Origin of the sequence: Shinella sp. BE166, assembly GCF_051201095.1 — a bacterium.
Classification (GTDB): domain Bacteria; phylum Pseudomonadota; class Alphaproteobacteria; order Rhizobiales; family Rhizobiaceae; genus Shinella; species Shinella lacus.
Genome location: NZ_JBPEHL010000003.1, coordinates 549,934 through 571,106, shown reverse-complemented (window position 1 = coordinate 571,106; position 21,173 = coordinate 549,934). Strand labels below are relative to the sequence as shown.

The following is a 21,173-nucleotide window of genomic DNA, read 5'->3' as shown; positions in this document are numbered from 1 at the left end:
GGCCTAGCGCCTCCCCGGCTCTTCGGCCGAAAGCCGTGCATAGACGCTGTAGAGCAGGAGCGTGGCGACGAGCAGCACGACGCCGAGCGCGCCGGCCATGCCCCAGTTCGCCGAACCCGTCGCGTAGAAGGCGATGATCGAGGAAATCATCTGGTCGCCCGGCCCGCCGATCAGCGCCGGCGTGATGTAGTAGCCGATCGCCGAGATGAAGACGAGCAGGCTGCCGGAAGCGACGCCGCGCAGGCTCAAGGGAAGCAGCACGCGCAGGAAGGCCCGCCAGGGCGGCGCGCCAAGCGACGCGGCCGCCGGCATCAGGTTCTTCGGGATGGTGATCAGCACCGAATAGATCGGCAGAACCATGAAGGGCAGCAGCACATGGGTCATGGCGATGATGACGCCGGTGCGGTTGAAGATCAGCGGCAGCGGCGCGTTTATGAGGCCGATCGCGCGCAGGAGATCGTTGATGAGCCCCTGTTCCTGCAACAGGATGAACCAGGCGGCGGTGCGCACCAGAAGCGAGGTCCAGAGCGGCAGCAGCACGGCGCCGAGCATCAGGTCGCGCTTCCAGCCGTCGAGCGAGGCCGCGATGATCGCATAGGGGAACCCGATGCAGGCGCAGAAAAAGGTGACGAGGGCGGCGATCCAGAAAGTGCGCACGAGAATGACGCGGTTGACGGACTGGTCTGCCGGTAGGTGCTCGATATCGCCCGCGGCATTGCGGCCGAGATCGACGGCGGCAAGCAGGTTGCGGTCGGTCAGCGGCGACAGCGCATCGGCGATTGCCAGCCAGAATTCCGGCCTCTCCCAGCGCTTGTCAATGGAAACGAGGTCGGCGGGCGGGTTTTCGACGTCGTTAAGCGCGCTCGTCGTCTTGGACATCAGGGTGCGGAAGCCGGAGCGGGCGCTATTGAGGCGGCGCACCATGTCGCCAAGCGCCTGGTCATCGTCGACGGCCTTCAGGTCCTCCATCAGCGCCGCCTGCATCGGCATGGTCGGCGGCGACTTGCGGTCCCAGTCCGGCAGCACCTGCGCGCTGCGGGGTAGCAGGCGCAGCACGGCCGGATCCGACACGGCCTGCGACATCATGCTGAACAGCGGCCAGACGAAGAAGCCGAGGAGAAAGATGAGCAGCGGCGCCAGCAGGATCAGCGAGCGCCCGGTGCGCGACGAGCCCGCGCTCATTGCGCGATGACCCGGCAGTCGCCGGCCGAAAAGGCCGCATAGACCCGCGTCCCCGGTGCGAATTCGCGCGAGCGGCGGCCGAGCTTGGCGATCAGCGGATGCGCGGCGTTCTGCAATTGCACACGAAGATGATCGCCCTGGTAGACGGAATCGGTGACCTCCGTTTCCAGGCAGTTGCGCTGGTCGCCGCGCGTCTCGCTGAGATCGACCCGTTCCGGCCGGATGGAGAGCAGGACCGGCTGGCCGGAGGCGACGCTGCCGGACACGGCCGAGACGATCTCAACGCCCGAGGACAGCCGCACGGTCGCCTCCTGCCCCTGCACGCCCTCGACGACACCCTCGACCAGGTTGGTCTCGCCGATGAATTCCGCGACGAAACGCGTCGCCGGCTCGTCATAGACCTGCCGCGGCGTGCCGATCTGCTCGATCTTGCCCTTGTTGAAGACCGCCACGCGGTCCGACATGGTGAGCGCTTCCGACTGATCATGCGTGACGAAGACGATCGTCAGCCCGAGCCGGCGGTGCAGGTCGCGGATATCGAGCTGCATCTGTTCGCGCAGCTGCTTGTCGAGTGCGCCGAGCGGCTCGTCCATCAGCACGACGCGCGGCTCGAAGACCAGCGCGCGCGACAGCGCCACGCGCTGCTGCTGGCCGCCCGAAAGCTGCGACGGCCGGCGGTCGACGAAGGCCGAAAGCTGCACCATGTCCAGCGCGCGTGCCACGCGCTGGGCGATCTCCGCCTTGCCAAGCCCGCGCATCTGCAAGGGGAAGGCGACGTTCTCGCCGACCGACATATGCGGGAACAGGGCATAACTCTGGAAGACGACGCCCATGTCCCGCTTGTGCGTCGGCACATCGTTGATCGCCGTGCCGTCCAGCACGATGTTGCCCGAGGTCGGCTGCTCGAAGCCCGCAAGCATCATCAAGAGCGTCGTCTTGCCGGAGCCGGAGGGGCCGAGCAGGCTGACGAACTCGCCCTTGCCGATGCCGAGATCGAGATTTTCGACCACGCAGAGCGGGCCGTAGAATTTGGTGATGCGGTCGAAGCGGATGAATTCGGCCACGAAAGACTCCATCGCTAGAGGCGAAGGATACGGCCCTCGGGAATCCGCGGGAACGCATCCGGCCAGACAGGAAGGGCGCCGGCGGCGCCCTTCGTCATGGATGTTCTTACTGGGCCAGCCAGGCGTTGAAGCGCTGTGTCAGCGTTTCGGCATTGTCGATCCAGAAATCGACGTTGAGCGCGATCGAGTCCGTCATGTTGGCGGGATCGGTCGGCAGGTCCTTGGCGAATTCTGCCGGAACCTTGGCGGCCGCGTCCTTGTTCGGCAGGCCGTAGGCAACGAATTCCGGTAGCTTCGCCTGATGTTCGGGCAGGCTCGCAAAGGCGATGAAGTCCTGCGCGGCGTCCTTGTTCTCAGCGTCCTTCAGCACGACCCAGCTATCGACGGCGTAGATGCTGCCGGGGAAGACGACCTTGAAGTTCTTGCCTTCCGTGCGGTTGATGCCGGTGATGCGGCCGTTATAGGCCGATGTCATCGCCACTTCGCCGGAGGCGAGGAACTGCAGCGGCTGGGCACCCGATTCCCACCAGACGATGTTCGCCTTCAACTCGTCGAGTTTCTTGAAGGCACGTTCGACGCCTTCGTCGGTGCCGAGCACGTCGTAGAGTTCGTCCTTCGATACGCCATCGGCGAGCAGCGCGAATTCCAGCGTATATTTCGGCCCCTTGCGCAGCGCGCGCTTGCCGGGGAACTTTTCGACATTCCAGAAATCCGCCCAGGAGGCCGGGCCTTCCTTCAGCTTGTCGCCGTCATAGGCGATCGCCGTGGACCAGACGATGGCGCCGACGCCACAGTCGTTGACGGCGCTGTCGAGGAACTTGTCCTTGCCGCCCATCTTGTCCCAGTCGATCTTTTCATAGAGGCCGTCGGCACAGCCGAGCGCCAGCTCTTCGGCTTCCACCTGCACGGCGTCCCAGTTCGGCGCGCCGGCCTTGACCTTCGACTGGATGACACCGATGCCGCCATCCCAGGCTTCGTCAAGCACCGGCTTGCCGGACTTTTCCGCGAAGGGCTTGAAGTAGATGTCGCGCTGCGCATCCTGATAATTGCCGCCCCAGGAGACGACGGTCAGGTCCCGCGCGAAAGCCGGCAAGGCAAGGCTTGCAGACAGCAGGATTGCTGCGGCGGCCAGAACACCCGATTGAATCTTCGTTTTCATGACATTCCCCTTTTCTTCGTTTGTGAAGGAACCGGTGTGATGCCGGCCCCGATGACGAACTCCTGCGGACTGCTGGCACCACCCTCGCCTTTGGCGTATCGGCGGTTTTGCAGCCTCTCCGGCCGTCGCGCCCTTTCCCCGGGGCGTTTCCAGCCGATTGATGCATTCCGGTCCCTGCCGGTCAACGGGATTTTTCCCGCGATTGACAGGCGTCAGACGTGTTGCCCTCCGTTGATGTGGATTTCCGCGCCGTTGATGTAGGAGGAGGGCTCGGTGCACAGGAAATAGATGGTCTCCGCGACTTCGCGCGGTTCGCCCAATCGCCCCATCGGCACTTCCGCCGCCACCAGCGCGTCCGTTCCGGGCGACAGGATCGAGGTTTCGATTTCACCCGGCGCGATGGCATTGGCCCGCACGCCGCGTTTGCCGAATTCATGCGCCATCTCGCGCGTGAGCGAGCCGAGGGCCGCCTTCGATGCCGCATAGGCGACCCCTGCGAAGGGATGCACGCGCGTTCCGGCGATCGAGGTGACGTTGACGATCGAGCCCTTCGCTGCTTCGAGCTCCGGCATCAGCGCGCGGGCGATCAGCGCCGTCGAGACGACATTGACATTCAGCACATGCGTCCAGACATCCGCGTCCGTGCCCATCACGCCGAGGCGGCTCTTTTCAGGGCCTTTCGGCGAAATGCCGGCATTGTTGACGAGCGCGTGCAGCCGGCCGTTCGGCAGGCGCTCGCGCACGGTCGCGGCGAGGCGATCGATCTGGCTGAGATCGGCAAGGTCGGCCTGGATATGGCTTTCGCGGGCTGACGGCCAGGCGCAGTCTTCGGAGAACGGCTGACGAGAGACGGTGAGGATGCGCCAGCCCTTCGACTGGAACAGCTTGACCGTCGCGTGGCCGATACCGCGGCTCGCCCCGGTCAGCAGCATGGTGCGGCGTTCTTCGGTCATGCGCCCAGTCTCCTTTGATGCTTGATGCATCGTAATTGGCGGTTTTCGAAATGCAAGCCTTCTTTTTACAGCGTCTTCAAGCCCGGCGAACCTTGCGCTCCGTGCCGCGCTCGATGCGTTCGAGGATCGGTTTGCCGCCGAGCAGGATGTCGTCGACGATCGCCATGGAAGCGGCGGCCGGATCATGCCGTTTCAGTGCCTCGACGACCGGATAGTGATGGTCGATCATTGCACGTCCGCCATCTATATAGGCATCGGAAATGTTCGGCCCCATCTGCAACCAGAGCCGCCGCAGGATGGTGTTCAGCACCGGAAGCCCGGCGATCTGCGGCAGCATGAAGTGAAAAGCCTGGTTGAGCTGCGTGCCTCGCAGACGGTCGCCGGCCGCGATTGCCTGCTCGTTTTCAAGCAAAATGCCTTCCAAGGCCCTGATATCCGCGCTGGTCGCCACTTGCGCGGCCGTCTCTGCCGCAAGCCCCTCCAACCGCACGCGAATCGCCCGGATTTCCCGGTAGCGGCTTTCGCTCATCTCGGGAATGCGGATGTCGCGCGGCGAGCGGAAGGTGATCGCCTCGTCATTGGCAAGGCGGAGGATGGCGTCGCGGATCGGGGTCACGCTGGTGCCGAACTGTTCCGCCAGCTCGCGGATCTTCAGCCGGTCGCCGGGCTGGAACCGTCCCTGCATGAGGGCATCGCACAGCGCGCCATAAACGACGCTGTTGAGGTTCTCATGGTCCAGTGTGGTGAATTCAGGCATGGAACTGGTCCGCAAAATCGACTAATAAGATACTTGATGCATCTTTTTCGGCGTGTTTCAAGGTGAACGTCGAGGAAATGCGGAAAACCGCGCCAACGGAGCCACTATGACGAAACCAGCGCCCGCCGCCAAGAAGGCCGATTCCATGTCGGCGACGTGGAGCCCGACATCGCTCGCAGATGCCGAGGCCGCGGTGCTGCGGGTCTATGGCACGAGCGGCGCAATCAAGCGGCTTTCCAGCGAGCGGGACGAGACCTTTCTCTTCACCCGCGCGGACGGAACGGATTTCATCCTGAAGATCGCCAATCCCGCCGAGGACCCGGCGGCGCTGGAATTCCAGGACGGCGCGCTGCTGCATCTCGCCCGTGCCGCACCCGCCGTGCCGGTGCCGCGGCTGGTGCTGACGACGGATGGCACACCGAGCCACACGCTTTCCACCGCCGACGGCCCGCGCATCATGCGCCTGCTCACCTTTCTCGGCGGCGAATTGCAGTACCGCACGCCGGCAACCGAGGCGCAGAGCCGCAATGTCGGCCGCGCGCTCGCCGAGCTGGGACGGGGCCTGGAGGACTATGACGGCCGCCCGCCGGCGGGAAAGCTGATGTGGGACATCTCCCACACGCTCGATCTCGCCGCCCTCGTCGATCACGTCGCGCCGGAACGCCGGGCGCAGGCGGAAGCCGTGCTTGTCGAATTCGAGCGCGCGCTTCCCACCATTGCCGGGCTCCGGCGCCGCCAGATCATCCACAACGACTTCAACCCGCACAATATCCTGCTCGATCCGGCAGCCCCCACCACGGTCGTCGGCATCATCGATTTCGGCGACATGGTGCACGCGCCGCTCATCAACGACCTCGGGGTCGCGCTCTCCTATCATCTCGCGACGGAAAACTGGGCGGCACGGATCGGGGCGTTCCTCGAAGGCTTCCTGTCCGCCCGCGCGCTGGAGCCGGCAGAGGTCGAGCTTCTGCCGCTCCTCACCCGGTCGCGGCTGGCGATGTCGATCATCATCGCCGAATGGCGCTCCGCACGGTTTCCGGAAAACCGCGACTACATCATGCGCAACCACGCCACCGCCTGGCGCGGTTTGCAAAACATATCCGATCTGACGCCGGCCGGGCTGAAGCAGCTCGTGCCCAATCTTTCCGAGGGCTGAATCATGTCGATGGTAAATGCATTTTCGCGAGACGATTTCGAACGGCTGGACGAGACCGAGCGGGCATTGATCGCCCGCCGGGAAAAGGTACTCGGCCCCGCCTACCGCCTGTTCTATGAGAAGCCGCTGCATCTGGTGCGCGGCGAAGGCGTCTTCCTTTACGACGCTGCGGGCGAAAAATACCTCGACGCCTATAACAACGTCGCCTCGCTCGGCCATTGCCATCCGCGCGTGGTGGAGGCGATCACGAAGCAGACCGCCGTGCTCAACACGCATACGCGCTACCTGCACGAAGGCATCATCGACTATGCCGAGACGCTGACCGCGACGTTCCCGGAAGCCCTCAGCCAGGCCATGTTCACCTGCACCGGCAGCGAGGCGAACGACCTTGCCGTGCGCATCGCCCGCCACGTCACCGGCGGCACCGGCATCATTGCGACGGAACTCGCCTATCACGGCCTGACGAGCGCGGTCGCCGAATTCTCGCCCTCGCTCGGCGAATCCGTGACGCTCGGCCCGCATGTGCGCACCGTGCCCGCGCCAGACAGCTATCGCCATTCGCCGGACGAGGTGATGGAAAAGTTCGGCCGCGATGTTGCGGCGGCCATCGCCGACCTGAAGCGCCACGGCATCAAGCCGGCCATGCTGATCACCGACACGATCTTTTCGAGCGACGGCATCTTCGCCGGTCCGAAAGGCTTCCTGAAGCCGGCGGTGGACGCGATCCATGCGGCCGGCGGCCTCTTCGTGGCGGATGAGGTGCAGCCCGGCTTCGGCCGCACCGGGGAAGCCATGTGGGGCTTTGAGCGCCACAGCGTCGCCCCCGACATGGTGACGATCGGCAAGCCGATGGGCAACGGCTATCCGATGGCCGGAATCGTGCTGCGCCCGGAAGTGATCGCCGATTTCGGCCCCCGCGCGCGCTATTTCAACACGTTCGGCGGCAACCCGATCGCCGCTGCCGCCGGCAAGGCGGTGCTCGATACGATCCGCATCGAAGGCCTGCAACAGAATGCGCTGGATGTCGGCCAGTATTTGATGGATGGGCTCAGAAACCTCTCCCATCCGGCGATCGGCGATGTGCGCGGCTCCGGCCTGTTCATCGGCGTCGAGATCGTCGCCGACCCGGCGGCGAAGAGCCCGGACGCGGCGCTGACGACCCGCATCGTCAACGGCCTGCGCGAGCGCCGCATCCTGATCAGCGCCTCCGGCCCCAACGCCAATGTGCTGAAAATCCGCCCGCCGCTGGTCTTCTCCCGCGAGAATGCTGACCTGCTGGTGGATGCGCTGGGCGACGTGCTGAAGACGCTGTGAACGCAAAAAAGCCGAGGCTGCGTTGGCAGCCTCGGCTTTCGATTGATGTCAAAAGGCTCAGACGAGCGCGGTGACCTGGATTTCGACCAGCAGTTCCGGGGCCGCGAGGCGGGCTTCCACGGTGGCGCGGACCGGCAGGTTGTCCTTGTCGACCCACTGGTCCCAGACTTCGTTCATCTGGCTGAAATGGGCGATGTCGCGCAGCCAGATATTGGCGCTGATCAGCTTGGCCTTGGACGAGCCGGCCTCGGCCAGCAGGCCGTCGATCGTCGCAAGAATGTCGCGGGTCTGGGCAACCGTGTCGGTGCCGTCGCCGGTGACGCCGGCGGTGGTGACGATGCCGTTGACGACGACGGCCTGGCAGAAGCGCGCGCCGGGCTTGATACGCTTGATCATGAAAGGTCTCCCATTGGTGTGATCAGAGAATGGTCTTGCCGAAAGCCGACAGGATGAAATTGGCGCATTCCGCACCGATCGGCGATGGCAGCGCGGCATCAATGCCGGAAATGCTGAGCGAGCGCAACTTGCCGCTGAGCGCTGCCATCTCCATTGCCGAATGGGTCTCGCGCACCGTGATGCCGCCAATGCCGCCGCTCCAGCCGGACATGTCGGTGGCCGTCGGCGAGTAACACAGATGGAAGCCGCGTGTGCCGGCGCACGCCAGGGCGATCGCCTCGCGCATCGCCTGGCGCAGCCCCACCGCATCGATTTCCGCCATGGTGAAGACGCGCATGCGGGATGCCTTCAGCGCCGCGACCTCTTCCGGTGCGGCATTGCGCAGGCCGATCAGCACGATGTTTTCCGGTGCGACATGCGGCGGCAGGCGGCTGAGCATGCGGCGGAGCACGGCGTTTTCAGCCGGCGCGTTGGCGCCTTCGTCCGGCATCATCGCGGCATCGGAATCGATCCAGATCATGCCCAGCGCATCGTGCCGGCGGCCTGCCGCCTCCACGAAACGAATGACATCGCGCCGGCGGGCGCAGACGGAGAGTGCCAGTGCATTTTTCGCCGATGCCCTTTTCAAAGCCCAGTTGTTCGATGCGTTCCGCGACATTCTGCACGACGACCAGCGCGCCGCCGATCGCGTCCGTCTCGATCGCGAAGGCCCTCGCTTCGCCCGCCTCCTGCACATCCCGCATCGGAACCTTCTCCACATATTCGGACGTCATCACCGTCAGCAGCGCGCCGTAATTCATGCGGAAACTGACATTCTCGCCGACAGCCAAGGGCGGGTCGGCCTCGGTGAGGTCGAGCACCAGATGGTCGCTGGAGGCGCCGAGCACGCGCACGCCCGGCCGCGTCGGGAGCAGCCCTTCGGCAATCACGTCCTCGCGGCCGATATTGGCGATGCCGCGCAGCCGGTCGCCCTCGTCGATGAAGACGGGCACATTGCCGAAGGCGTCGATGCCGGAGAGGCCGATCGGCATGGCGGGTTTCGTCTTGACCTCCAGCAGTTCGCCGGTGAGTTCGAAGGCATCGCGGTCGAGCGCGTCCCAGGGATCGGTCAGGAACGTATCGCGCCCGCCCTGCAGGATGGCCTCGCCGATGCGCAGGTTGTTCACGCCGTTCGGCATGCCGCCGGCGAGCAGCAGGGGGAGCGGCGTGATGCCGGCTTGACGGCAGAGGTCCACGACGGTCCGGGCATTCTTTTCGATGCGGGCGAGGTCGATCGAGATTTACGGGTCGGACATCGCGTCAGTTCCTTTAGAGCACGCCCGCCGTATCGATCTCCGGCTTGCGGCCAGATACCAGATCGGCGACCAGCCTTCCCGAACCGCAGGCCATGGTCCAGCCGACATGGCCGTGGCCCGTATCGAGGACGAGGTTTTCGTAGCGCGCGCGCCATGCACCGGCACGGAGCCCGAGATCATCGGCCGGAGGCCCGACCAGAACACGGCCTTTTTCTCATCGATCGCGCCGGGGAAGAGATCGTGCGCCGTGCGGAGGTGGTGAGGGCCGTGGGCGACGCCCAGGCGGTGGAATCGCCTGGCGAGACCAGGCCGGCATTGCTCTGGCTCGTGCCGCGCGCCACGTCCTCGTGCCGTTCCAGCACGGTCACATCATAGCCGTCCTTCGACAAATACCAGGCCGCGGCCGTGCCGACGACACCGCCCCCCAGAACGACCACTCTCACGTCTTCCCCTTAGCCTTAACTACAAACTGCGCCCTGCTTGAACGTCGGCGCGAAGCCGCCCGGATCCCGTCGTTGAAGCGGATGATGCGCACCTCCTCCTCGAATTTTTCACAGGACTGCCGCCACACGAACCGGGCCAAACCAGTTACGCCGAGGCATCGAGCGGTCGGTAGAGCGCCGTATAGAGCGTGCCGTAGCCGCGCCAGTAGGAGGTCTGGTAGACCGGCGGGCGCAGGAAACCGGCAAGCACGCGCTGCGTATCGGCGGCACCGGCCAACTACTTCTCCACCGCCGCGTCGCGCTCAACCGGCGAGCGCTATCGCCGTCCGTTTCCTATCCATAGGCGCCGGGCGGCCAAGGTAATATCCCTGCGCCTCCACACAGCCCTCGATGCGCAGGAATGCCAGCTGCTCTCCGGTCTCAACACCCTCTGCCAGAACGGGAATGCCGAGGCTCCGGCCCAACGCAAGCACGGAGCGGACGATCGCCCGCGCTTCCGAGCTGTGCTCCGCATCCCGCGTGAAGCAGCCGTCGATCTTGATCTTGTCGAAGGGAAAGCTGCGCAGCGTATCGAAGGAGGAATAGCCGACACCGAAATCGTCGATCGACAGGCTGACGCCGAGCGCTTTGATCTGGCGCAGGACATGCAGCGCCTTCGCCTTGTCGGCGATGAAGGTCGACTCGGTGATTTCGAGATCCAGTCGCTCTGGCGGAAGCCCTGTTTCCATGAGGACGTTCTGCAGCAGGCCCGGTATATCGGCATTGATGAATTGAACCGGCGAAAGATTTACGGCGATCCTGTGCGGCAGCTCCCACGTCGTTGCCTCCGCGCAAGCCGTGCGCAGCACCCATTCGCCGATCGCGATAATATGGCCGGTTTCCTCGGCGATCGGAATGAAGACCGCGGGCGAAATATAGCCTTCACGTGGATGGTGCCAGCGCAACAGCGCTTCGTAGCCGACGGCCTCGCCGGTAGCGACGCATTTCTGCACCTGATAGTGCAGCGCGAACTGCCCGAGGTCCAACGCCCGGCCGAGATCCTGCACGAGGGCATAGCGTTCCAGGATCGCACGCTCCATCTCTGCTTCGTAAAAGGAGATGCGATGCGTAAGGTCGGTCTTGGACTGGTACATCGCCACATCCGCATGACAGATCAGCCCTTCGCGATCGGCCGCGTCGTCTGGATAGATCGCGACCCCGATGCTTGCGGCACTCGCCAGATCCGTGCTGCCTATGCGCAGCGGAGCGGTTAGTGCCGCGTCGAGACGGGCGAGGAAAACCTCGAGCTGAGATCGCTCTTCGAAACGCTTCACAGCCATGAATTCATCACCACCGATCCTTGCGATGAATTCCCCCTCCTCCAGCAACGCGGCCAGCCGCCGGCCGATCGTGCCGAGGACGTCATCCCCTGCCTTGTGGCCATGCACGTCGTTGATCTCCTTGAAGCGGTCGAGATCGATGCCGATGACTGCGACTTTCAGGCCTGTCCGGGTTGCCGCCGCCAACTCGCTGTCGAGATGGTCGAGGGCGCTGGGGCGGTTCGGCAGGCCAGTCAGCGTATCGTGCAGAGCGAGTTGCCTGAGGCGCTTCAGCGTCTCTTGCGAAGTCTGCTCGTCGATGAGGTAGCTGATGGCGCCGGAACCCGCCACGAGCATGCCGACGCCCACGACGGCGAAAGCCGCAAGCGCCGAGGATGCCGCCGAATTTTCGGCGGCTGCGGCCGGCGTCACCGTGATTGCTGCCATTCCGGTAAAATGTAGGCTGACGACGGTGAGCACAAAAAGCCCGACGGGCAGCAGGCCGGCATTCTTCACGAGGGGTTTTACCGCCTGTCGAAACGTCAACGCCCCGAGCAAAACTGCGAAAATCAGCGAGAGCAGGATGTAACCGGCTTCCCATTCGATCGTGCCCTCGATGCGGAAGGCGAACATGCCGCTGTAATGCATTGCAGAGACTGCAAGGCCGACGATGGCGCCGCCCAGTTCCGGACATGCGCGCAGCGACGGGGAGAGTGCCAGCCACAGGCCGTAGGTCGACCCGGCCACTGCGACGAAGAGTGAGACCATCGTCCACGCCGGATCGAAGGTTATGGGCGCGCCTGCGTCATAGGCGACAACGGCGATGAAATGCATGCACCAGATCGAAGAGCCCGCCGCCTGCGAGGCCAACAGCACCCAGCCCGCGCGCTGCCTCCCCTCTCGCGCCTGTGCCTGCCGAAAGAGGCGGAACGTCACCCAGCTTCCGGCGATACCGACGAGGAGGGCAAGCAGGACGAGCCATAAATTGTGCTCGACCACCAGGCACGAAATGACACGCATTCAAATACCCCGGAGACGGGCGGCGCGAACGCATAACGCGTGTATTCGCATTAAATTCCGCACGCCTAGCGAGAACCAAGAATGTGCAAAACTCTCTAAAATTCGGCTAGCGGTTATGGTTAATACGAAGATGCACTTTTTGAGTGCAATCCCGAATTGGGTCAGGTCCAAGCGTAGCGCACGATATGGAAGAACACGGGGGCTGCGAAGACGAGGCTGTCGGCGCGGTCGAGCATGCCGCCGTGGCCCTCGATCATGTGGCCCCAGTCCTTCACGCCGCGGTCGCGCTTGATGGCCGAGGCGACGAGGCCGCCGAAGAAGCCCATGATACAGGCGAGACCAGCAAGGGCGCCCGCTTCGAGCGGCGAAAAGGGTGTCAGCCAGTAGAGGCCGGCGCCCAGCGCTGAGGCGCTCAAAATGCCGCCGATCAGGCCCTCCCAGGTTTTTGATGGCGAGACGTTGGGCGCGATCTTGTGGCGGCCGAAGAGTTTGCCGAAGATGTATTGCAGCACGTCGCTGCCCTGGACGGTGGCGATCAGGAAGGCGATCAGGAGGAGGCCGCGGCCCTCGTTGCCAGGAATGGGCAGCGTCACCAGCGCCGGCACATGGCTGATGCAATAGACCGACAACATGATGCCCCATTGCTGCTCGCTGACCCGTTCGAGGAAGAGGGACGTGTCGCCGCGAATGGCAGTCAGCGCGGGCATGGCGAGGAAGCAGTAGACCGGCACGAAGATCGAATAGAGCCCGTACCAGTCGATCCAGATCAGGTAATATTGCGTCGGGATGACGATCAGGAACATGCCGAGCAGCGTCCAGCGGTCGGCGTGGCGCGTGTTGGTGAGGGTGACGTATTCGCGAAGGGCTGCGAAAGAGACGAAGGCGAAGAGCATGATGACGCCGCCGGTGCTGAACAGGAAGGCGACGCTGATGCCCGCGACCATGATCCACCAGGCCTTGATGCGGGCGTTGAGATTGTCGAGCGTCGCCGGCAGCGGTTTTTCGCTGCGGTAGGAAAGTACGCCGGCGACGAGGCTTGCCGTTACGAGCACGGCGACGAGGCCCAGGAAGAGGCGGGTGGTGTCGTCGCTCATCGGTGAACATCCTTTTGCGGCGCGAGCAGGAGAAGGGACTGGCGGGCGCGGTCGAGAAAGACCTTGCGGTCCTCGCCTTCTTCCAAGGTGAGCGGCGCGCCAAAGACGACGCGGCAGAGGAGCGGCACCGGCAGCACGGCGCCCTTGGGCAGCACGCGGGACATGTTCTCGATCCAGCAGGGAACGAGCTCGACATCCGGCCGGGCGAGCGCGAGATTGTAGAGGCCGGAGCGGAAGCGCAGCAGCGGCTCCTCCGTCATGTTGCGTGTGCCCTCGGGGAAGAAGATCAGCGATTCGCCGGCCGCAAGCGCGTCGAACATCACCTGCATCGGATCGGCCGTGCGCTCCACCCAGTTGCGCTCGACGAGGACGGTGCGCAGCAGTTTTTTCGCGATGACACGGCGGATGGCGCCGGCATTCCAATAGTCCGCTCCGGCGACGGCGGCGGTGCGGGCACGCTCGCCCGGCGGCAGGCAGGTGGAGACCAGGATGAAATCGCCATGGCTTGCATGATTGGCGAAATAGATGCGCTGCCGGCCGGTCGGCGCCGATCCGGCCCAGATCGGCCGCACGCCGGTGACGATGCGGGCGAGGCCGGCAAGGGCCGCGCCGGACACGACTTGCAGCACGGAGGCGCCGCCGCCGCTCAGCATAGGCAGGCTCCATCCGTCGCGTCGATGAGCAGGATGGCGTAAAGCGCCACGGCGATGAGCAGCGATATGCGTTGCAGCCAGAGGAGCCGCCGGCAGCCTGCAAGGCGCGTGGCCAACGGTGCCGGTGTGCCGTCGCGGGCGCGAAGTCCCGTGCGCGCAAGCACGTCGTCAATGGCGGCGAGGCCCGTGTCCTCCCCGTCATGCGAGCCGGCGAGCCGGAACAGCGCGGCATCGAACAGAAGATGCACCGACAGCGCGAGGGGCAGAAGGCAGAAGGCGAGCAGCAGCCACCAGGCGAGCGGCGAGGCAAAGCCATGGGCACCGGCCGTCGGCGGAGCGATGGCGAGGATCAGCAGGGCCACCGCCCCGCCAATGAAGCCATTGCGCCGAAGGCGGCGGGTCGCATCGGCCGTCACCGCGGTCCATTCGGTCATCGTGTCGCCTCTTCGATGACGACATAGGTTTCGAGCGTGATATGCACCGGACGCCCCGCGGCCTTGATCTGGGCGACGGCCGCGGCGCCACCGGTCGCGAGGCCCGACCGGATCAGCCAGCAGGCCGCGACGACGACGCTGCGCTGGAAGCCGAGCGCGCAGCAGATGAGAACGGGGCCGTGCCGCCGGGCTTCCTCCACCGCAACGGCCGCGGATGCGCACGGCGGGGACGGGAAGCAGGTCGAGCGTCGGGAAGGCATGCCAGGCGAGGCCGGGGGCCACGACGCCCGGCAGTTCCGCCGCCATGTCGATGACGGCGGCATAGGTTGCGAGTTCCTCACGGTTCGGAACCCGGCCGAGGAAGACGCCGTCGGCGATCTCCACCGCCGCTGGCAGACGCCGCGTCCACCAGCGGACATTTGCGCGCGCGCCGAGCCGGTAGGGCAAGAGCAGCCAGCGGCTTGCAAGGCTGATGCGGCCATCCGCTGGCTTCTGGAAGACACCGACACCGGCGCCGGCATAACCGGCCGCGACGATGGCGAGTGCGAGCGACGGCCAGAGCAGCAGCAGGCCTGCCCCGGAATCGAGTGTCGCGAGTACGGTCAAAACGAGGAAGGCCGCAGCGCCGGCGGCATAGTAGGTCGCGAGCCGCCACGCCTTCGCATCCTCTGTTCGGTGGAAACCGGCGAGTGGCGAGGGTTTTTCTGCGGGGAAGAGCCAGAGTGCGAAGAGGCCGAGCAGCGCGCCGGTCGGGATGTCGATGGCGTGGTGTTGCCAGGTTGTCAGCACGGAAGCGCCGATCAGCAGGCTCCAGACATGCCACAGCGCGAGCGCCTTGCCGCGTAGCCGCCCGCGCCAGTGATCCCAGATGATGACGAGCAGCGCGATATGCAGCGACGGCGCCTGGTTGAACGGCTTGTCGAAGCCACCGAGCACATCGAACATGAAGCCGGGCAACCCATCCGTCTCCGGCCGCACGAAGATCGCCTGCAAGGGGAAGGCGATGAAGCAGAGGACGGCGATAACCTGCGCCGTCAGATAGCGCCGCGCCAGCCGGCCGACTTCCGCTGGCGTGTCGTTGACGAAGAGCGAGAGCGCGTAGAAGGCGTTGATCGACCAGTAGGGCAGGATCGTCCAGGCAATGAAGGGAATGTGTTTTTCCCAGCCGAAGGCGAGGTTTGGCACGTCGGTCCTGAGTGAGGCCAGCCAGTTCGCCGTGCCGTAGGTCAGGTAGAAGAACGGTGCCAGAAAGACGAGCCACAGGGTCGCAGCGCGGAAAACCGCGCGGCGGTCGACGGCTGGAACGGATGCGACGCCCTCCCCCATGCTCGCCTCAGACGCGCTCGGCCAGCGACACGGTGAAGATGCCCCATTTGTCGATGCGTTGCTCGATCTTGCGGAAGCCGGCGGCAGCGACAAGCTGGTCCATCTCCTGCTGGGTGCGCCGGCGCATGATCCAGGCCTCGCCGCCGCGATGCGAGGTGAGCGCCCGGGCGATCATTTCGAGCTGCGGGTGCCAGGGCTGGCCGGTATAGACGAGCAGCGATCCGGGCTCCAGCGCCCGCGCGAGGCCCGCAAGCGAGGCCTCGATCAGGGCATTATCCGGAAAAAGTTCATAGAGGCCGGAGACGATGGCGAGCGTCGGGCGCGGGTCGATGGCCGCCAGCCCCTCCCCGTCGAAGGCGTCCGCCCGGTGGAAGGCAGCGACGTCCTGCAGGCCGCGCTCGGCGATCAGCGCCGTGCCCTTCTCCACATTGATCGGCGAATAGTCCTGCAGGCGGATGTTTTCTGGCTTGGCCTCGGATGCCGCCACCGCATCGAGCACGTAACGCCCGTGGCCGGCGGCGATGTCGAGCACGCGCAGTGGCTTGCCCTCCGCCTTGTGGCGCGATAGCGCGGTGCCGATCAGCTCTTGCAGGTGCACCTTGCGCTGGCGGATGCCGCGCCAGCCGATCGCGTCGAGGAATTGCCGGTCGATCAGCCGGCCGCCCGGGCCGAGCCCGCGCGCCTCGTCCTCATAGACGTAGTCCAGCGTGGAGCCGGAATCGAAGCCGGTCTTCACGCCCGTCTCGATGCCCTTGGAAAAGAGGCCGCCAAAGCGGATCGAGGCGCGCGTCATCGCCCAATAGAGCCCGCGCGCGGAAAACAACGAAAGCGGCGTCGCCAGCCGGTCGGCCTCGTCGCGGGTATAGCCGGAAAGGTGCGCTTGCCGGATATCCGCCACCACCGGCGGCTCGGCAAAACGGGCGGTGAGGAAGGCGCGCACTTTCTCCAGCGCCTTGGCGCGGTCCTTTTCCCCGAGCGTGTCGTGGTAGAAGCCGGGCAGGACGTGGCGTTCCTTGATCGTGCTGCCAAGGTTTTCGAAGAACCGGTGCTGCGGCGCGTGGCGCACGACGAAGTCGCTGCCGGAGATGAGAAGCTGCGTCGGCACCGTGATGGCACGCGCATCGGCGACCACGCGGTCGGCGGCCTCGTACAGTTCCAGCAGGATATTGGAGGCGATGGGGCGGGTGATCAGCGGGTCGCTCTCGAAGGAGGCGATGCGCGCGGGATCATGCGTCAGGAAGCGCGCCTTGACGTAGGAATTGACGAAGAACGTGCCCTTGAGCTTCTGCCAGAGCGCGATGCCCTCCTTGGCGAAGGGAACGTAGAGCTTCACATCGAAGGCCGGCGAGGCGAGCACCAGCGCGCGGATATGCGGCGCATAATCATGCACCCAGGTCGAAGCCAGCACGGCGCCGACGCTCTGCGCCACAACGGCGATCTGATGCGTCGCGAAACCGCCGGTCTCGCTGATATGGCGCACGAAGCAGTCGAGATCGCGCACCGAATGGGCAAAGGACGGGGAATAGCCACGTTCGCCGGGCGACCGGCCGTGGCCGCGGGCATCCCAGGCGTAGAAGGCGAAATCGTCGAGCCCGAGTTCCTCCACGAGATGCGCCACCCGGCCGCCATGCTCGTGGCCGCGGTGCAAAAGCACGATCGCGCCCTTCGCGGTGCCGGAACGGGCGGGCCAGGCGCGGTAGAAAAGTTCCACGCCATCATGGCTCGCAAACGCCTTCTCGATCATTCTGTCCCTCTCCCATGCAATGCTCACCCCACCTATACGGATGAGACGCCATGTTTGCAGTTGATTTCATGGCGTTGCGTCTGCATTTGTTGAGCGCAATCGAGCGGATTCGAGCTTTCATGTCGATCTATAAACTGAAATCGTCCTTCCAGAATATGCTTCGCCCGCTTGTCGGCCGGCTGGCGGCCATGGGCGTCACCGCCAACCAGGTGACCCTGATCGCCGCGGTCGTCTCGGTGGCGATCGGCGCACTCCTCGTCGTGAACCCCGCGCCCGCGCTCTTCGCGCTCGTGCCGGTCTGGATGTTCCTGCGCATGGCCTTCAATGCGGTGGACGGCATGCTGGCGCGCGAACACGGTCAAAAGAGCCCGCTCGGCGGTTATCTCAACGAGATTACCGATGTGGTTTCCGATGCCGTGCTCTACATCCCCTTCGCGCTGGTGGCGCCATTTTCCCTGCCATGGTTCATGGCCATCGTCTTTCTCGCGACGCTGACGGAATTTGCCGGCGTGCTCGGCGTCGCCCATGGCAACGGGCGCAGCTACGAGGGGCCGATGGGCAAGAGCGACCGGGCGCTGCTTTTTGGCGCGCTCGGGGCGCTCGTCGCGGGCTTCGGCACGCTGCCGCCCTGGACCTGGCATATCCAGCCGATGGCCTGCGTGCTGCTCGTCTGGACGGTCGTCAATCGCGTGCGGGCGGGCCTTACCGAGGCTTAGCGTCCGAACCGGCGCGGCGTCGGCCGGCCGGTCACCTGGTCCCAATGTTCGTCGGCGCGCCGCTCGAAGGTCGCCGCATCGCGGGCGTCGCTCTGGTAGAAGCTGCCGCGCGACACATCCGGCGCATAGGTTTGCTCGCTCCAGCCACGCCCGTCATCATGCGGAAAGGCGTAGCCGACATGGCCGAGGGCGGCCGCGCCCTTGTAATGCGCATCGCGCAGATGCATCGGCACGGACGACGGCGCTTCCTTCGCCACATGGGCGAGCGCCAACGAGATGCCGCGGCAGGCGGAGTTCGATTTTGGTGCCCGCGCGACGTGCAGTGCAGCATGGGCAAGAATAATCTGCGCCTCGGGATAACCGATCTTCTCCACCGCATGCAGCGCCGCGACAGCGGTCTGGAGCGCCGTGTTGTCGGCAAGGCCAACATCCTCCGAAGCGTGGATCATGATGCGGCGCGCGATGTAACGCGGGTCCTCGCCGCCATGGATCAGCCGGGCGAGCCAGTAGAGCGTCGCATCGGGATCGGAGCCGCGCATCGATTTCACGAAGGCCGAGACGACGTCGTAATGCGCGTCGCCCGACCGGTCGTGATTGACGGGCGCTGCCGCATAGGCCTCCTCGATCATCGCCTCGGTAATGACGACCGGCTTGCCCGGCGCGTGCCCGACCGCGAGGCTTTCCAGCACCGTCAGCGCCCGGCGCGCATCACCGCCGGAGCGCCCGGCTATACGGCGCAGCATGGCGGGCTCCAGCACAACCTCGATGCCGCGCTCCGCCAGATGGCTGAGGCCGCGGCGCACCACCTCCTCCATCTCCTCGATGGCGAGCGGTTCCAGCTTAAGGATGATCGAACGCGAGATGAGCGCGGGCGTCAGCGTGTGATAGGGATTGCCGGTCGTCGCCCCGATGAAATCGGCGACACCCTCCTCGCAGAGCGCCAGGAGATGATCCTGCTGCGTCGCGCTGAAGCGGTGCACCTCGTCGGCAAACAGCAGCGTCGGGCGCATGCGCGCCTCGTCGGCGATCTTGCGGATGTCGGCGACGTTGTTGTGCGCGGCATGCAGCGGGCGGAAACTCTTGCCCAGCATATTGCCGATGGCGCGCGCGATCGACGTCTTGCCGAGGCCGGGCGGGCCGTAGAGGATAATGCTGCCGAGCCGGCCGGCCGCGATGCGCCGCCGCAGCATCGATCCCTCGCCGATGATCTTCTCCTGCCCGATCACGTCGTCCAGCGTTGCCGGGCGCAGTTCGGCGGCAAGCGGCATGGAGCCGGTGCGCGGTGCGGCGTCGAAAAGATCGGTCATGGGATCCCCCGTCGAAAGGTTGTCCGTCAACCGGGCGCAAAAAAGCCCGCTCCGGCCGGATGACGTTCGTCTATCGGCCGGAGCGGGCAGGGTCAAATGCCACCTTCAATGCAGCCCGAAGAGGTGGAGCAATTCCTCGCGGTGGCGCACGAATTCCGGCGAACTGCGGTCGCGCGGGCGCGGCAAGTCGATCTCGATCAGCCGCGGCTCGGCGTTCTTCTCGCGTGGGAGAATGAGAATGCGGTCGGCAAGGTAGATCGCCTCCTCCAGGTCGTGGGTGACGAGGATGGTCGTCACGTCCTCGTCCCGCCAGATGCGGGTCAGTTCCTGCTGCATGCTGATCTTCGTCATGGCGTCGAGCGCGCCGAGCGGCTCGTCGAGCAGCAGGATTTCCGGCTGGACGGCAAGTGCGCGGGCAATGCCGACGCGCTGCGCCATGCCGCCGGAAAGCTGGCGCGGATAGGCGTTCTCGAAGGATTGCAGCCCGACAAGCTGGACATAGCGCTGCGCGCGGCTTCTCGCCTCCTGCCGGCTCACGCCGCGGGTATCGAGGCCGAAGGCGACGTTTTCGAGCACGGTCAGCCAGGGCAGCAGGCGTGGCTCCTGGAAGATGACGGCCCGTTCCGACCCGACGCCCTTGACGGCCCGACCGTCGATCAGCACCTCGCCGCTATCGGCATCGTCCAGCCCGGCGAGGATGCGCAGCAGCGTCGTCTTGCCGGAGCCGCTGGCGCCGACGATGGCGAGGCTTTCGCCCGAGCGGACCTGCAGGTTGACGTCGGCGAGCACCGGCAGCGGCCGGCCGTCGAGGGTGAAGGACTTGGAGAGGTGACGGATCGTCACCTCTCCGCGGAGCGTTGCGGGTGCGAGGCTCATGGTCGCGCCTCAGTTCGTGGCTGTGTCGGGCGAATAGAGCACGTCCTTGGCTGCGAGCTGGCCCTCCTTCAGCTTGCCCTCGCGCACCAGCACGTCGATCCAGAACTGCACGTCGCGCTCGACCGGAAGACCGCCGGCACGCACGCCGTAACCGCGGAAATATTGTGCGATGTCCGGGTTTTCACCGCGTTCCTTCAAGGCTTTTGCAAAGACCTGGCGGGTTTCTTCCGGGTGTTCGCGGGCATAGTCGAGCGCGCGGGCGGACTGTTCCACGAAGGTCTTTGCCGCTTCCGGATGCGCCTTGACGAAATCGCGGCTCAGCACGACGAAGCCGCCGGCGATCTCGCCGAGCACATCCGTATCGTCGAAGATCGCGCGCAGGCCGCCGGTCTTCCGGGCTGCGCCCTCGAACGTCGTCTGCCAGTAGCCGAAGGCGGAGATGTCGACCTGGCCGGAGCGCAGGACCTGTTCCAGCTGCGGACCTGGCACGACGACCTGGTTGGCGCCGTCCGTCGGCAGCCCGACGGAATGCAGCGCCTCGCGGATCGTGTAGTCGAGATGGGCGCCGAGCGTGTTGACCGCAATGCTCTTGCCGGCAATATCCTTGATATCCTTGATCGGGCTGTCTTCCAGCACGTAGAAGATCGACTGCACCTCGTCGTTGATGCCGTTCGACGGGTAGGCCGCGACGAAGTCGTTGCCGCTGATGATCGCGTTGAGCACGGCGGAGGTCGCCGCGCTGCCGATCTCCACGTCGCCGGAGGCGAGCGCGATCAGCGAAGCGGGGCCACCTGCCGCATAACCGACGTTCTCGATGGTGATGCCGGTTCCCTCGAAGTAGCCGAGTTCGGCGGCGAGTTCATGGGCGGTCAGCCCGCCCTGGCTGGCGAGGTAGCGCAGGTTGACGTCTTCCGCCGAAGCGGCGCCGGCAAAGCCGAGAAGGAAGGCTGCGGAGAGGAGAAGTTTTCGCGAATGGAAGGTCATGG

General features: G+C 65.3%; 21 protein-coding genes and 2 pseudogenes. 3 read left to right on the top strand and 20 right to left on the bottom strand.

The features are described 5' to 3' along the window. Positions 1-3: 3 nt before the first annotated feature. The 5 genes from J2Y63_RS10030 to J2Y63_RS10010 form a co-directional block, all read right to left on the bottom strand. Positions 4-1,182 carry an ABC transporter permease gene (locus tag J2Y63_RS10030; RefSeq protein ID WP_435265965.1) on the bottom strand — a complete coding sequence of 393 codons (1,179 nt, stop codon included), beginning with the start codon at positions 1,180-1,182 and terminating at the stop codon, positions 4-6. Continuing rightward, positions 1,179-2,258: an ABC transporter ATP-binding protein gene (locus J2Y63_RS10025; RefSeq protein ID WP_435265964.1), complete on the bottom strand. Its 1,080-nt coding sequence runs from the start codon at positions 2,256-2,258 to the stop codon at positions 1,179-1,181. The genes J2Y63_RS10030 and J2Y63_RS10025 overlap by 4 nt, the downstream gene beginning before the upstream one ends. Positions 2,259-2,352: 94 nt before the next feature. Then, on the bottom strand, positions 2,353-3,405 hold the full coding sequence (locus J2Y63_RS10020; protein WP_435265963.1) for an ABC transporter substrate-binding protein: 1,053 nt from the start codon (positions 3,403-3,405) through the stop codon (positions 2,353-2,355). Between the two features lie 212 nt (positions 3,406-3,617). After that, a complete protein-coding gene (locus tag J2Y63_RS10015; RefSeq protein ID WP_256116904.1) occupies positions 3,618-4,358 on the bottom strand; it encodes an SDR family NAD(P)-dependent oxidoreductase in 741 nt (246 codons plus the stop codon). A gap of 76 nt (positions 4,359-4,434) precedes the next feature. Continuing rightward, a complete protein-coding gene (locus tag J2Y63_RS10010; protein ID WP_435265962.1) occupies positions 4,435-5,115 on the bottom strand; it encodes a GntR family transcriptional regulator in 681 nt (226 codons plus the stop codon). 106 nt (positions 5,116-5,221) lie between these two features. Here J2Y63_RS10010 and J2Y63_RS10005 point away from each other — a divergent pair, with 106 nt between their 5' ends. Both J2Y63_RS10005 and J2Y63_RS10000 read left to right on the top strand, forming a co-directional pair. Further along, positions 5,222-6,271 (top strand): phosphotransferase, encoded by a 1,050-nt coding sequence (locus J2Y63_RS10005; RefSeq protein WP_435265961.1) that lies wholly within the window; start codon positions 5,222-5,224, stop codon positions 6,269-6,271. A gap of 3 nt (positions 6,272-6,274) precedes the next feature. Next, positions 6,275-7,585 carry an aspartate aminotransferase family protein gene (locus J2Y63_RS10000; protein WP_435265960.1) on the top strand — a complete coding sequence of 437 codons (1,311 nt, stop codon included), beginning with the start codon at positions 6,275-6,277 and terminating at the stop codon, positions 7,583-7,585. A gap of 57 nt (positions 7,586-7,642) precedes the next feature. On the opposite strand, the gene J2Y63_RS09995 is transcribed toward J2Y63_RS10000, so the two are convergent. From J2Y63_RS09995 to J2Y63_RS09940, 12 genes and pseudogenes are all read right to left on the bottom strand, one after another. Next, positions 7,643-7,981, bottom strand: coding sequence for a RidA family protein (locus tag J2Y63_RS09995; protein ID WP_435265959.1), 339 nt, complete (start codon positions 7,979-7,981; stop codon positions 7,643-7,645). A 22-nt stretch (positions 7,982-8,003) separates the two neighbouring features. Further along, entirely contained in the window at positions 8,004-8,501 is a 498-nt protein-coding gene (locus J2Y63_RS09990) for an arginase family protein (protein WP_435265958.1), read from the bottom strand. Then, positions 8,440-9,216: a hypothetical protein gene (locus J2Y63_RS09985; protein WP_435265957.1), complete on the bottom strand. Its 777-nt coding sequence runs from the start codon at positions 9,214-9,216 to the stop codon at positions 8,440-8,442. The genes J2Y63_RS09990 and J2Y63_RS09985 overlap by 62 nt, the downstream gene beginning before the upstream one ends. Before the next feature lie 73 nt (positions 9,217-9,289). Continuing rightward, a pseudogene (locus J2Y63_RS09980) lies at positions 9,290-9,525 on the bottom strand (FAD-dependent oxidoreductase); the annotation flags it as partial. Beyond that, positions 9,453-9,713, bottom strand: coding sequence for an FAD-dependent oxidoreductase (locus J2Y63_RS09975; protein ID WP_435266077.1), 261 nt, complete (start codon positions 9,711-9,713; stop codon positions 9,453-9,455). The pseudogene J2Y63_RS09980 and the gene J2Y63_RS09975, both read right to left, overlap by 73 nt. Before the next feature lie 151 nt (positions 9,714-9,864). Further along, positions 9,865-9,996: a hypothetical protein gene (locus J2Y63_RS09970; protein WP_435265956.1), complete on the bottom strand. Its 132-nt coding sequence runs from the start codon at positions 9,994-9,996 to the stop codon at positions 9,865-9,867. Between the two features lie 25 nt (positions 9,997-10,021). Beyond that, complete coding sequence (locus J2Y63_RS09965; RefSeq protein WP_435265955.1) at positions 10,022-12,037, bottom strand: putative bifunctional diguanylate cyclase/phosphodiesterase; 2,016 nt, start codon at positions 12,035-12,037, stop codon at positions 10,022-10,024. 161 nt (positions 12,038-12,198) lie between these two features. After that, positions 12,199-13,131, bottom strand: a complete 933-nt coding sequence (locus J2Y63_RS09960; RefSeq protein WP_435265954.1) for a phosphatidate cytidylyltransferase — start codon at positions 13,129-13,131, stop codon at positions 12,199-12,201. Then, positions 13,128-13,784 carry a lysophospholipid acyltransferase family protein gene (locus J2Y63_RS09955; protein WP_435265953.1) on the bottom strand — a complete coding sequence of 219 codons (657 nt, stop codon included), beginning with the start codon at positions 13,782-13,784 and terminating at the stop codon, positions 13,128-13,130. The genes J2Y63_RS09960 and J2Y63_RS09955 overlap by 4 nt, the downstream gene beginning before the upstream one ends. Further along, complete coding sequence (locus J2Y63_RS09950) at positions 13,778-14,218, bottom strand: hypothetical protein (protein ID WP_435265952.1); 441 nt, start codon at positions 14,216-14,218, stop codon at positions 13,778-13,780. Before J2Y63_RS09950 ends, J2Y63_RS09955 begins: the two co-directional genes overlap by 7 nt. Beyond that, a pseudogene (locus J2Y63_RS09945) lies at positions 14,215-15,544 on the bottom strand (phosphatase PAP2/dual specificity phosphatase family protein). Before J2Y63_RS09945 ends, J2Y63_RS09950 begins: the two are co-directional and overlap by 4 nt. A gap of 7 nt (positions 15,545-15,551) precedes the next feature. Further along, positions 15,552-17,288 carry a bifunctional alpha/beta hydrolase/class I SAM-dependent methyltransferase gene (locus J2Y63_RS09940; RefSeq protein ID WP_435265951.1) on the bottom strand — a complete coding sequence of 579 codons (1,737 nt, stop codon included), beginning with the start codon at positions 17,286-17,288 and terminating at the stop codon, positions 15,552-15,554. 119 nt (positions 17,289-17,407) lie between these two features. On the opposite strand from J2Y63_RS09940, the gene J2Y63_RS09935 reads away from it, so the two are divergent. Next, positions 17,408-18,004: a CDP-alcohol phosphatidyltransferase family protein gene (locus J2Y63_RS09935; protein ID WP_435265950.1), complete on the top strand. Its 597-nt coding sequence runs from the start codon at positions 17,408-17,410 to the stop codon at positions 18,002-18,004. Here the strand turns inward: J2Y63_RS09935 and J2Y63_RS09930 are convergent. The 3 genes from J2Y63_RS09930 to J2Y63_RS09920 form a co-directional block, all read right to left on the bottom strand. Beyond that, the gene (locus J2Y63_RS09930) at positions 18,001-19,311 is read right to left on the bottom strand and encodes a replication-associated recombination protein A (protein WP_435265949.1); all 1,311 of its coding nucleotides are present in this window, start codon (positions 19,309-19,311) and stop codon (positions 18,001-18,003) included. The two genes, J2Y63_RS09935 and J2Y63_RS09930, sit on opposite strands and share 4 nt — an antisense overlap. 105 nt (positions 19,312-19,416) lie before the next feature. After that, complete coding sequence (locus J2Y63_RS09925) at positions 19,417-20,187, bottom strand: ABC transporter ATP-binding protein (protein WP_435265948.1); 771 nt, start codon at positions 20,185-20,187, stop codon at positions 19,417-19,419. 9 nt (positions 20,188-20,196) lie between these two features. Further along, positions 20,197-21,171: an ABC transporter substrate-binding protein gene (locus J2Y63_RS09920; protein ID WP_256116923.1), complete on the bottom strand. Its 975-nt coding sequence runs from the start codon at positions 21,169-21,171 to the stop codon at positions 20,197-20,199. Between the last annotated feature and the right edge of the window lie 2 nt (positions 21,172-21,173).

What these genes read in the sequence shown, in the direction of transcription:
- J2Y63_RS10030 (WP_435265965.1), bottom strand. Translation starts at nt 1,182, where the DNA reads ATGAGCGCGGGCTCGTCGCGCACCGGGCGCTCGCTGATCCTGCTGGCG.
- J2Y63_RS09940 (WP_435265951.1), bottom strand. Translation starts at nt 17,288, where the DNA reads ATGATCGAGAAGGCGTTTGCGAGCCATGATGGCGTGGAACTTTTCTAC.
- J2Y63_RS09990 (WP_435265958.1), bottom strand. Translation starts at nt 8,501, where the DNA reads ATGATCTGGATCGATTCCGATGCCGCGATGATGCCGGACGAAGGCGCC.
- J2Y63_RS09950 (WP_435265952.1), bottom strand. Translation starts at nt 14,218, where the DNA reads ATGACCGAATGGACCGCGGTGACGGCCGATGCGACCCGCCGCCTTCGG.
- J2Y63_RS09930 (WP_435265949.1), bottom strand. Translation starts at nt 19,311, where the DNA reads ATGACCGATCTTTTCGACGCCGCACCGCGCACCGGCTCCATGCCGCTT.
- J2Y63_RS10025 (WP_435265964.1), bottom strand. Translation starts at nt 2,258, where the DNA reads ATGGAGTCTTTCGTGGCCGAATTCATCCGCTTCGACCGCATCACCAAA.
- J2Y63_RS10010 (WP_435265962.1), bottom strand. Translation starts at nt 5,115, where the DNA reads ATGCCTGAATTCACCACACTGGACCATGAGAACCTCAACAGCGTCGTT.
- J2Y63_RS09925 (WP_435265948.1), bottom strand. Translation starts at nt 20,187, where the DNA reads ATGAGCCTCGCACCCGCAACGCTCCGCGGAGAGGTGACGATCCGTCAC.
- J2Y63_RS09935 (WP_435265950.1), top strand. Translation starts at nt 17,408, where the DNA reads ATGTCGATCTATAAACTGAAATCGTCCTTCCAGAATATGCTTCGCCCG.
- J2Y63_RS10020 (WP_435265963.1), bottom strand. Translation starts at nt 3,405, where the DNA reads ATGAAAACGAAGATTCAATCGGGTGTTCTGGCCGCCGCAGCAATCCTG.
- J2Y63_RS09955 (WP_435265953.1), bottom strand. Translation starts at nt 13,784, where the DNA reads ATGCTGAGCGGCGGCGGCGCCTCCGTGCTGCAAGTCGTGTCCGGCGCG.
- J2Y63_RS10000 (WP_435265960.1), top strand. Translation starts at nt 6,275, where the DNA reads ATGTCGATGGTAAATGCATTTTCGCGAGACGATTTCGAACGGCTGGAC.
- J2Y63_RS10015 (WP_256116904.1), bottom strand. Translation starts at nt 4,358, where the DNA reads ATGACCGAAGAACGCCGCACCATGCTGCTGACCGGGGCGAGCCGCGGT.
- J2Y63_RS10005 (WP_435265961.1), top strand. Translation starts at nt 5,222, where the DNA reads ATGACGAAACCAGCGCCCGCCGCCAAGAAGGCCGATTCCATGTCGGCG.
- J2Y63_RS09960 (WP_435265954.1), bottom strand. Translation starts at nt 13,131, where the DNA reads ATGAGCGACGACACCACCCGCCTCTTCCTGGGCCTCGTCGCCGTGCTC.
- J2Y63_RS09995 (WP_435265959.1), bottom strand. Translation starts at nt 7,981, where the DNA reads ATGATCAAGCGTATCAAGCCCGGCGCGCGCTTCTGCCAGGCCGTCGTC.
- J2Y63_RS09965 (WP_435265955.1), bottom strand. Translation starts at nt 12,037, where the DNA reads ATGCGTGTCATTTCGTGCCTGGTGGTCGAGCACAATTTATGGCTCGTC.
- J2Y63_RS09920 (WP_256116923.1), bottom strand. Translation starts at nt 21,171, where the DNA reads ATGACCTTCCATTCGCGAAAACTTCTCCTCTCCGCAGCCTTCCTTCTC.